The organism is Herminiimonas sp. CN (assembly GCF_000622895.1).
Lineage (GTDB): Bacteria > Pseudomonadota > Gammaproteobacteria > Burkholderiales > Burkholderiaceae_D > AVCC01.
Genome location: NZ_AVCC01000102.1, coordinates 1 through 10,238 on the forward strand (window position 1 = coordinate 1; position 10,238 = coordinate 10,238).

Below are 10,238 nucleotides of genomic sequence, written 5' to 3' on the forward strand. Positions count from 1 at the left end.
TTTTTATGGGCCGAAGCCGATCAGTGAATTAAAAAAAGCAATGAGTATGACCAAAAAAATGGTTATTTCGCATATATTTATTGCGATATTGAAATATACACAGGATTGTATGGAAACTATGGAAAACTATGCGGATTGCAACTCCTGATACAGCGCCAGAAATTCCTGGCTCAGCTTATGGCGCGCATCCAAATGGATCATCGGCAGGCATTGTTCGTGCGATTCGCGAATCCTGATGGAACTGGAGAGCTTGCTATCGAGCACCGGCAAGCCCTCGGCTTTCAATTCGTTGACCATCCGTTGCGGCAGGCTGGCGCGCGGCTGGAACTGGTTGACCACGATGCCCTCGATTTCCAGCGCCGGGTTGTGGTCGGCCTTGATCTCGCCGACATTGTTCATCAATGTGTACAGCGCCTGGCGCGAGAAATCGTCGCAGTCGAACGGGATCAGGCAGCAATCGGCCGCGATCAGTGCCGATTGCGTGAAGAAATTGTAGGCGGGCGGCGTGTCGAGAATGATTTCGTCGTAATCCTGCGCCAGCTCCTTCAATGCATCGCGCAGCTTGTATATCTTGTGGCGCGATTCCAGCTTCGACTGCAGTTCGCCGATGTCCGGATGCGAGGCAATTACCGACAGGTTCTCGAAGCGGGTGGGATGCACGTAGTGGCTGGCCGGCTTCGGATAGATGATGAAGTTGAGCGTCTGTTCGAAGTAGTCGGCCAGGGTCGGCGCCACTTCCTTGGCCGATTCGCCCAGCAGATACCGGCTGGAATTGCACTGCGGGTCCATGTCGATTAGCAGCGTCTTCTTGCCCTGATGCGCGGCAATCGCGGCCAGATTGACGGCAATGGTCGATTTGCCGACGCCGCCTTTTTGATTGAAGATGACACGTTTCATGCTGCATCCCGTCGATGTAATTGATCTGGCAAGGATTTTAGCAGGTTGCTGCACCGCAGCAACCTGCCTGATCAAGAAATAAACCGCATCTTGAATTGGCGCCCCTTGATGTTGCCGCTGGACAGTTTGGCCAGCGCCTTGTCGGCAATTTCCCGGTCCAGCGCCACATAGGTCATGAATTCAGACACGTTGATCTTACCAACCTGGTCTTTGGTCAGGCCGACCTCGCCGCACAGCGCGCCCAGCAGATCGCCTGGGCGCAGCTTGTCTTTCTTGCCGCCCATAATGCATAGCGTGACCATCGGTGCGACCAGTTCGCCTTGCGCCGCATCCAGCGCGGCCAGATCGAACCAGCGCACCGGCGCATTCTGGTATTGCTCGATCAGCTTGACCCATTTCTTTTCGTTCGGCGCACACAGACTCAGTGCCAGGCCTGAGTCCTGGCCGCGGCCGGTGCGGCCGATGCGGTGGATGTGGACTTCGGTGTCTTTCGAAACGTCGACATTGATCACCGCGCCCAGCGTCTGGATATCCAGTCCGCGCGCGGCGACATCGGTGGCCACCAGCACCGAGCAGCTCCGGTTGGCGAATTGCAGCAGGATTTCATCGCGCTCGCGCTGTTCCAGTTCGCCATACAAGGCCAGCGCCGAGAAGCCCTGTTCGCGCAATTCGGCCGCCAGTTCGCGGCAATGGATCTTGGTGTTGCAGAACGCCAGCGTCGATACCGGCCGGAAATGGTGCAGCAGGCGCGCTACCGCAGCGTTGCGGTCGTCGTAGCCGACCTCGTAAAAGCGTTGCTCGATCTGGCTGTCGTCATGCTGCGTCTCGACCTTGACCTCGGCCGGCTGGCGCAGGAATTCCGCACTCGCTTTGCGGATATCGTCCGGGTAGGTGGCCGAAAACAGCAGCGTCTGGCGGCGTGTCGGGCAGGCGCTGACGATGCCGGCTATTTCTTCATAGAAGCCCATGTCGGTCATGCGGTCGGCTTCGTCCAGCACCAGCGTTTGCACGGTACCCAGCTTGATGCTGCCGCGCGAGATATGGTCGCGGATGCGTCCCGGGGTGCCGACCACGATATGCGCGCCATGCTCGAGCGAGGCCATTTGCGGGCGCATCGGCGCGCCGCCGCACAGCGTCAGCACCTTGATATTGTCGGCAAAGCGCGCCAGCCGGCGCAGCTCGTTGGCGACCTGATCAGCCAGTTCGCGGGTCGGACACAGCACCAGCGCCTGGATCGCGAAATAGCTCTGGTTCAGCTTGGCCAGAATGCCGATGCCGAAGGCGGCGGTCTTGCCGCTACCGGTCTTGGCCTGCGCAATCAGGTCGCGCTGCTGCAGTATCAACGGCAGGCTGTGGGCCTGAATCGTCGTCATCGTGTGATAACCGAGGCTGTCGAGGTTCGAGAGCAGCGCCGGCGACAAGGCCAAACTGGAAAAGGAAGTGGATTCCATCATGAGTGCGCGCGCCGGAGGACAATGAGAGGGAGGGCAGTCTAACAGATGGTGCGGCTTGCGCCATTGGACCGCAGCAAAACGCGCAACGGTCTTATTGATGCGGCACGACGAAGTCTGGACGTCATCGCGCCCCGTTCTGACTCTCTCCCTCTGGGGTTGGGGGTGGCGCAGGGATTTCGGATGGCATGCCATCCGCCTGCGTCACGGTATCCGCTTGCAAGCGGATACGCGCACTGCAAGTGAGGGGATCCGATTCTAACTTTATTCGTTCCGGATCTATAGCGCATCAGGCCGCTTTGCGCAGCAGGTCGATGCGGATCGGCGCGAGAAATGTTGCGCCGTCCGCAGTCATGCGGGCATCGAATTTATTGCGGACTTCCGCCAGGAGCTCCGTCGTTAATTGATGCCGGGTGTGGGTTACCTTGAGGACATTCTCATCGAACTGCGCAAAGTCGCGATAGCATACCGGCGCTAAGAAGAATTTTTGCTCAACCAGGTCAAACAGGCCGCTGGCGACCGCACCCTCGACGGCAGCGAATGCCGCTTGCCGCACGATGCTTTCGTCATGGAATAATCGCAATATTTCGTTAAATTCGCCGGCAAAAATCGGCTCCGAAATATAGGCCAATCCGCCCGGTTTCAGTACGCGGTGGATTTCTGCCATGGCCAGGTCGAGCTTTTCCATTGGCACATGATGCAAGGATTTGAACATCATCACGATATCGAAACTGGCGTTGGCAGCCGGAACGGCTTCGGCGCCGCCTAACGCAAACTGCACCTTGGGCAGATCGGTGTGGGTCAGATTGATCGTATGCTGGATTTCATCGGTTTCGAGCGCCAGCAGATATGCGACCCTGTCATCCTTGGCGATGGCGCGGGTTTTCTCCGCTTTGCCGCAGCCCAGTTCAAGGATATGGGCCTGGTCGGGAATCAGGTCTGTATATAACCGGTGTTCTTCGCAGACCTGGTTGATGTCGGGAATCGTGATGCGCATGGTGGATGTTCTCATCATAGAAATATCGCATCCGGTACTTGCACAATACCAAGTTGTCGGATACAGCTTGCCCTTCGTATCTTTATTTGCAGCCTGCCTAGTGTAACGGATTCCTTGTTGATAGCATTGATCAGGTCTTTTCCAATGCGTTCCTCGATTCCTTTTTGCACTGGCACCACTGCAACGCGCATGGCTGTTGGCAGCGTTATAAGATTGCCGGTGTGCGATCTTGCAAGCGTGGGAAATAGGGCAAAATACGCACCTGATCTACTTGTAACCGATGGAGCTGACGAATGACGTATGAAGAATATCTGGACGAAGTGACCACGCTGATGACTGAAATGTACGATCTGAGCGATGCCGCTGCGATCAAGTACGTGGTGCGCACACAAGCGGGAAATTTCTTTACGCTGCATGACGAGGACCCGGCATTGCGCACCCAGGAACGCGCAGTCCAGGATGCAAAAACGATCTATGAGCAGCGCAACAAGTCCAATCCGCAATCGTTTCGGAAGTAACCCGGGCTCCGGATACGGGCCGCGTACGGCTAAGCCGAAGCGCTGGAGTGATAGCCGATACGGAATGCTCCCCAGTGTTTTCCGGCTACATAAATCGGCACCGACAAATCGTGCATGACTTCGCCGGTGTCGCGCTTGTAGGTCTGCAGCAAAAATGGCTTGGTGTTGGCGCCGCAGCGGCTGCCGGTGCGGTCATTGAAAATGCGTTTGGTACGATTGTTCACCAGATCGGTTTCGTAGTTTCCGGTCAGCGGCCTGGAGAATTTCTTGTTGTGGGTCGGGAAGTAGCCGTTATCGTCGACTGCGCCGGCGTAGGTGAGTTGCGGTATGTCGGCTAGTATTTTCTCCTGCAGTTCAGGCAGCACGCGGTCGGTAAATGCATCGAATTTGGTCGAGTGCTTGGGTGGGTTGGTGTTCGGGATTGGCGTATAGCTGCGGTCGAACAGGGCTTCCCGGCTGATCCTGCCGTCGGTAATCGCGTCAGTAAATAATTTTCCAACGGCTTTTGCGCCCGCTTCGGCCGCCGCATGGTTGGCGTCATGCGAGGTCACCGCGTTGAATTCTGTGGTGGCGCTGAACATCGCTTCGGCCCGTTCCGTAAGCGCCATCGCGGCGCTGGCGGCCAGTGGTAATTCGGCTTCGGTGGCCAGCAGGCCATCGCGGATGAGCGAAATTCCATCCGCAATTGACTGGGTGGTCTGAACGTGGTTGCGGGAGGCAGCGGCAATTTGCCGGATCTCGGTCTGGGATTCCCCTGAGGCGCGTTCAATGTCGCTCAGGAACGTGTGCACCCGGCCGACGTTGTGTGCGGCTTCGGTTACCTTGACGGTCAGCGCCTGCATTCCGGTAGCGGCACGTTCGGCTTGATCATTGATCTCGCGCACCATCGCACCGATATCGTCGGTGGCTTCTTTGGTGCGCTGCGCCAATTGCCGGACTTCGCCTGCCACCACCGCAAAGCCACGGCCGTGTTCGCCGGCGCGGGCGGCTTCGATTGCCGCATTCAATGCCAGCAAATTGGTACGGGCCGCGATTTCGCTGATGACTTCGGTGATGCCGTGAATCCGGCGTGATTTTTCCTGCAGTGCCGTCATCGTCGCCAGTGCCGCCTGCGCATCCAGATGGGCATTGTTAATCTGGATCAGGCCCTGATCGACCTCGGCGCGCCCGGCCATGCTTTGACTGCATACCTCGGTGGCGACTTTCGATGCCTGTTCTGCATTGGCTGCGATTTGCTTGGTCATGCTGGCATTGTGCGCAGAACTGACGGCAATGTCCTCGGTGGTGCGCACATCCAGATCGATCTTTTTCTTTACCGAATCGACAAAGTAGGAGGTCTCGGCCGAACCGATCATGATGTAATCGAGTTCATGGCTGATCAGGTCGGCGAGCCGGGCTTCGCTGGCATTATTGGTGTTGCCTGTAAGAAGCAAAACCAGCAGGCCGCCGGCAGTTGCCAGTGCGGCCAATGACACCGGGCCAATTGCGGCCCCAATCAGCCAGTTACCCAAAGCCGCCAGCGCAGCGCTTGCCGCCACCACCAGAATGCCGAGAAATAAGGGGCGAAGTAATTTGTGTTGCATAATCTTGTCTCCTTGTCCAAAGATTTCGGGCCCGCTTTGGATATTATTGATCCAGCACGATGCTTGTTCAGGCAATCCTGATGAAATCAGCTTGTGCTTGCCGGATTGCTTGCTGGATATGGCCGGAAAAACACCCACCGTATCTACGCAATATTTATGCCTGCAGTCGGCATTCTTTTCGATCGATCGATCGTGCGCCGGTTAGATTACATAGGGCTTACACCGGCAAGAGGCGGCGGCGGGCATGCCCGCCTCGATCTTGCATCGCACGAATTGCATGTCGTAATCGATTACAATTTCCGGTCAAAATCACTTTTTCGGAGAGGTCCACCTGTGCTGATCAATTGCGTTGTCTACCAGGAAGGCAAAAAATTGTGCGATATTCCGGTCGAAGCAATTAGCGATTACGTTCAGCGTTCCGATTGTTTTGTCTGGGTTGCGCTGCGCGACGCCGAACCGGCGGAACTGGCTCTGATGCAGCATGAATTCGGTTTGCACGAATTGGCGGTCGAAGATGCCATGCGGGGCCAGCAGCGGCCGAAAATCGAAGAGTATGGCGATTCGCTGTTTGCGGTGGCGCATGTGGTGGAATTGAACGATGGAAAAGAGTTGAACGTCGGCGAGGTTGCCATCTTCGTCGGCGAGAATTACGTGTTATCGGTGCGCAACCGCAGCCAGCAGGGTTTTCTGGGGGTGCGTGCGCGCTGCGAACGCGAACCGCAGTTACTCAGGCAGGGTCCGGCCTTTGTGCTGTACGCGTTGATGGATGCGGTGGTTGACCGCTATTTTCCCTTGATCGAAGGGCTGGAGTCGGAGCTGGAAACGATCGAGGAACAGATATTTGCCAAGGGCTCGGAGCGTACCAATATTGAACGCCTGTACCAATTGAAGCACAAGGTGATGCTGCTCAGGCATGCGGTCACGCCATTGATGGAAGCGATCGGAAAGCTGCATGGCGGCCGGGTGCCGGCGCTGTGCGTCAACACGCAGGAATACTTCCGCGATGTGTACGATCACCTGTACCGCATCAATACCTCGATCGATACTATCCGCGACACCATTGGCACCGCGATTCAGGTCAACCTGTCGCTGGTCGCCATCGATGAAAGCGAAGTCAACAAGCGCCTGGCGGCCTGGGCCGCGATCTTTGCCATCGCCACCGCGTTTGCCGGCATCTGGGGCATGAATTTCAAGTCGATGCCGGAACTGGAGTGGAAATACGGCTATCCGGTTGCCATCCTGATCATGTGTTCGGTCTGCGGCTACCTGTACCACCGGTTCAGGAAATCGGGCTGGCTGTAATGATTTTTCGGCCGCAACCGCTGCCGCCCGATCGTGCTCGGGCGGCAGGGCAAATGCCTGGTCGGGCTACTCCGGCAAGGCGATTTTATTGTCGACGCTGTACTGGTAGTCGCGGAAGATGTGTTCCGCACTGAGTCTCTGATAACTTCCGTCCGGCAGGCGGCGCGTAGTGTCCTTCAGTCGATAGGTGTAATGGCCGCAAGTCCAGCAGTTGTAGTTGCGCATGTGGGTGCACAGGCAGGTCTTGTCCATGACCGCAATGGTCTTGGCGTTCGGATGCGCTTCCACTTCGCGGTTGTAGGCGGTGATGTAGGCGCAGTTGCCGTTGCCGTCGAGCAGATAACCGTAGGATTCGCAATTCGGGCGGATGCCGGAGCCGATGGCAGGCGTGTTCTTGAGCATGCGCATCGGATAGCCGGTCGGCGAGATCGTGTTGACGATGATGTCTTCCTCGCTGGCCTTGAAATATTCCTGCTGGACCTTGGCCGGCAGGCCGCATTCGTTGGCTACCGTAAAGCGGGTCGCCACCTGCACTGCCGCCGCACCGTTGTCGAGGAAGGAGACCGCGTCGCTGCCGGTAAAAATGCCGCCGGCGGCGATCAGCGGGATATCCAGTTGTTCGGTCTTCAGGTATTGCGCAATCTCGGCCATGATCGTCGCCAGATCGTATTTGGCCCAGTCCATGCCGAAACCGAGGTGGCCGCCGGCCAGCGGGCCTTCGACCACCACGTAATCCGGCAAGCGATTCAGCTTCGCGTTCTTGCGCAGGAAAATCTGCAGCGCGCGCACCGACGACACGATGATGCCCAGCTTGGCGTCGCGAAAGCGCGGATGATCCTCGATCAGCCCGAACGAACCCAGATGCAGGCCGGCACTGAGCGTAATGCCGTCGATCCCGGCATCCAGCGCCGATACCAGGCGCACGCGCAGCGTCTCGCGCGGGGCGTTCATGGTCAGTTTTTCCATGCAATTGACCCAGATTTCGCCATCGCCGCGCTTGGCTTGCATGGTATTGCCGACATGCAGCTTGGTGGCTTCGGCGACGTGGCCGAGGTCAAAATGAATGTCGGTCTTGTCCGAATTATTGATGTTGTACTTGTATAGCCGGGTTTTATCCTTGACGAAGCTGGTGTCGAAGCGCCGATCGGAAACTTCATTGATCATCGCATCCGAAATATGGCCGATACCGCCCAAGCGCGCCGCTTCCAGCGCCAGCGCGGCGGTTGAAATGTCCACACCCATGCCGCCGACAATGATAGGCACCAGTTCTTTTTTACCAAATTTCAGTCGGAAGTCATCAACACGTTTCATCATAATCCTTGGAATACTTGTTTTGTTCACAGGCTTTTTTGCATTCGGTACAGCGTTTAGCAATTTCTGCCCAAAAATGGCGCGCCCGGTAGTTTATCAGTGCCGGCGCATAAAGCCGTGCGGTATTGCATTTTGTCATTCCTGCTGCGTGAAATTACCGCTGTTTTGGAACGGCAAGTTTTCGGTGAAAGCGGAACTGAAGACAGGCGGCGTCGAGTCCGATGCCGGATTGGCGTCAGTGGCTTATTTCAGTCCCAGTTTGGCGCGCGTGGTGCTGATTAGCGCGGTGTCGTACGGGTACAGGTTCTCGATAAAAAACAGTTCGGTTGCGTTTGGATCTTCCAGGCACATCGTCAACATGTGCGGAGCATCCTCTTCTACCCCCAGGAAATCCTTGCTCCAGCGGTTTTGCCGGTGCGCGCGCAACACCTCGCGCCCCAGTCCTGCCAGAGGCGCGGCAACGCCGGCAGCTAAGGCTTCGCGCTGCCATTCGTCCCAAAATTTTTCTTTTGCTGCTTGATCATCCATCTGCAAGTATTCCGCGGTAAATAGTTAGTCCGTCATTTTACTCTTGAAAGGCCGGTATCATTCCTGCTTGCGCAGTCGCTGCAATAAGGCATCGGCGCTGTCGCTCATCGGCACCCCATGCTGGCGCAGCAGTTGCACATGGAGCACCAGGTTTTCCAGCACCAGTTTGGCAGCCACCGCCAGCAGGGCCAGGTTACGGTCTTCGTCGCTAAAACTGTCCATTGCCGCCGCCATCTCGCATAAATGGTCGGCCACCAGCGTGCGCAGTGCCGTCTCTTCAAACGGCAGGTCGGCGAAGTCGATCGGGTCTTCCCGTTCGACTTCCTGGATAAGCGCTATCAGTTGCTGCGCAGTAATCGTCATGATATGGCTCCTGCGGGGAAGACAATCCCATTTTAGGCCACGGAATGATCGGCGGCACAGACTCCTGCCAATCACGCGGATCAACGCATGAATATTCTTTGAGCCCGCTAAACAGGGCAGGGATTGATGCTGCAGGGTCGCGGAGTGTGCAAAAAACGCCTCTGTCGCTACTGTAAAAATTCTGCCGCGCTGCGATCGCGCTGAAGTTCGATCACGCCCATGCAATGCGGGGCGATTGAGACTTGAGATGCAGACAGGGCTATCGGCCACCGTATTTTTGTGCAGGATCTTCGCATAATGGCATGGAAAAGGGCGCGAAATTGGCTGCCGCACACGATATTGCGGCAGCCATAACATAGCACGACCCCGCACATCAACAGCACTACCGGCACGATCAGCGTCATTGCGCGGCGCCAGGTTTTCTGCGTGCCACGATGCTGTTTACCCCCTAATATTTTCTCCCGACCCAGGGGGCAGGAAGAAATGGGGTAGCGCTAGCGAAAAGCAAGAGACGACGCGAACCGGTCTTGCCGCGTATCTTTGCGTTTCGCTGTGGGCTTGGCAGCCCGGCCTCGCTATTTTTCCGGATGCAGCGCTTTTGGCATGAGGGGCGATGGGCCCCACACTTCAACCTTGAAATTGGTCGCCAATTTTCGTAAATCATGCTCCAGCGGCGCCCACGGCCCCTCGTTGAACTGGGCCCAGTCGCTTATCGATTGCCACACGCTGACCGTTCGCGCCTGGGGCGAACCGAGCAGGTTTCGGTTGGCGCGCAGCTCAACGAGACCCTTTTGTTGTGATGCAATGGTAATCGCATTTTTGGCCCAGGCGGCGTACGCTTGTTGATCGACGTCGGGCAACAGATCGTAGCTATGAATTACTTCAATCATGGTATTTCTCCTGAAAGATGGAAATTCTCGCTGGTGCAGTGGAGCAGTGGACGCCGGAAATGCATCGTACGTCTTTGCCATAGGATCGGACCCGGAAGGCTGTCTGCGGCAACGAGATTGCAGCGCATGGCATCCGGGATATCCCACATATTCGTCTCGCAATGACAAGAGTTCAGTGTGCGCTTGCAGGCTTAGGCATCAATTGATACCGCTCAATGTGCGGCGAACGATTGCTGCGCAAAACGTGAACTTCGATAAAATTTTTTTGTTGGGGGTATGGCCTTGAGCATGCGGATTCTCGCATGTTTTTAATGTGCATATAAAAACAACACGCCTATGTATGCATTTCGGGTCGGCGGTACGTGCAGATGATGTGTGGCTATTTTTACTTTAACCGT

The 10,238-nt window shown here is 56.5% G+C and carries 11 protein-coding genes; 2 read left to right on the plus strand and 9 right to left on the minus strand.

Features of this window, described 5'->3' with window-relative positions:
* Positions 1 to 126: 126 nt before the first annotated feature.
* The 3 genes from HMCN_RS0115735 to HMCN_RS0115745 all read right to left on the minus strand — a co-directional run bounded on the left by HMCN_RS0115735 (position 127) and on the right by HMCN_RS0115745 (position 3,363).
* Positions 127 to 897 carry a ParA family protein gene (locus HMCN_RS0115735; protein ID WP_025918277.1) on the minus strand — a complete coding sequence of 257 codons (771 nt, stop codon included), beginning with the start codon at positions 895 to 897 and terminating at the stop codon, positions 127 to 129.
* A gap of 71 nt (positions 898 to 968) precedes the next feature.
* Positions 969 to 2,348, minus strand: a complete 1,380-nt coding sequence (gene dbpA / locus HMCN_RS0115740) for an ATP-dependent RNA helicase DbpA (RefSeq protein WP_025918278.1) — start codon at positions 2,346 to 2,348, stop codon at positions 969 to 971.
* 289 nt (positions 2,349 to 2,637) lie between these two features.
* Positions 2,638 to 3,363 (minus strand): class I SAM-dependent methyltransferase, encoded by a 726-nt coding sequence (locus HMCN_RS0115745; RefSeq protein WP_202962679.1) that lies wholly within the window; start codon positions 3,361 to 3,363, stop codon positions 2,638 to 2,640.
* A 275-nt stretch (positions 3,364 to 3,638) separates the two neighbouring features.
* Here HMCN_RS0115745 and HMCN_RS0115750 point away from each other — a divergent pair, with 275 nt between their 5' ends.
* On the plus strand, positions 3,639 to 3,863 hold the full coding sequence (locus HMCN_RS0115750; protein WP_025918280.1) for a hypothetical protein: 225 nt from the start codon (positions 3,639 to 3,641) through the stop codon (positions 3,861 to 3,863).
* Between the two features lie 29 nt (positions 3,864 to 3,892).
* Here HMCN_RS0115750 and HMCN_RS0115755 read toward each other — a convergent pair whose 3' ends face one another.
* Complete coding sequence (locus tag HMCN_RS0115755) at positions 3,893 to 5,446, minus strand: methyl-accepting chemotaxis protein (protein WP_035627579.1); 1,554 nt, start codon at positions 5,444 to 5,446, stop codon at positions 3,893 to 3,895.
* 333 nt (positions 5,447 to 5,779) lie between these two features.
* Between HMCN_RS0115755 and corA the strand changes: the two genes are divergently transcribed.
* Positions 5,780 to 6,748 (plus strand): magnesium/cobalt transporter CorA, encoded by a 969-nt coding sequence (corA, locus tag HMCN_RS0115760; protein ID WP_025918282.1) that lies wholly within the window; start codon positions 5,780 to 5,782, stop codon positions 6,746 to 6,748.
* Positions 6,749 to 6,814: 66 nt separating this feature from the next.
* On the opposite strand, the gene HMCN_RS0115765 is transcribed toward corA, so the two are convergent.
* From HMCN_RS0115765 to HMCN_RS0115780, 5 genes are all read right to left on the minus strand, one after another.
* A complete protein-coding gene (locus HMCN_RS0115765) occupies positions 6,815 to 8,059 on the minus strand; it encodes a nitronate monooxygenase (protein WP_025918283.1) in 1,245 nt (414 codons plus the stop codon).
* 243 nt (positions 8,060 to 8,302) lie between these two features.
* Positions 8,303 to 8,587 carry a hypothetical protein gene (locus HMCN_RS0115770; RefSeq protein ID WP_025918284.1) on the minus strand — a complete coding sequence of 95 codons (285 nt, stop codon included), beginning with the start codon at positions 8,585 to 8,587 and terminating at the stop codon, positions 8,303 to 8,305.
* 57 nt (positions 8,588 to 8,644) lie between these two features.
* Positions 8,645 to 8,950, minus strand: a complete 306-nt coding sequence (locus HMCN_RS0115775) for a hypothetical protein (RefSeq protein ID WP_025918285.1) — start codon at positions 8,948 to 8,950, stop codon at positions 8,645 to 8,647.
* A 167-nt stretch (positions 8,951 to 9,117) separates the two neighbouring features.
* Positions 9,118 to 9,354 (minus strand): hypothetical protein, encoded by a 237-nt coding sequence (locus HMCN_RS19480; RefSeq protein ID WP_155837604.1) that lies wholly within the window; start codon positions 9,352 to 9,354, stop codon positions 9,118 to 9,120.
* A 171-nt stretch (positions 9,355 to 9,525) separates the two neighbouring features.
* A complete protein-coding gene (locus HMCN_RS0115780; protein WP_025918286.1) occupies positions 9,526 to 9,840 on the minus strand; it encodes a hypothetical protein in 315 nt (104 codons plus the stop codon).
* Positions 9,841 to 10,238: the final 398 nt, after the last annotated feature.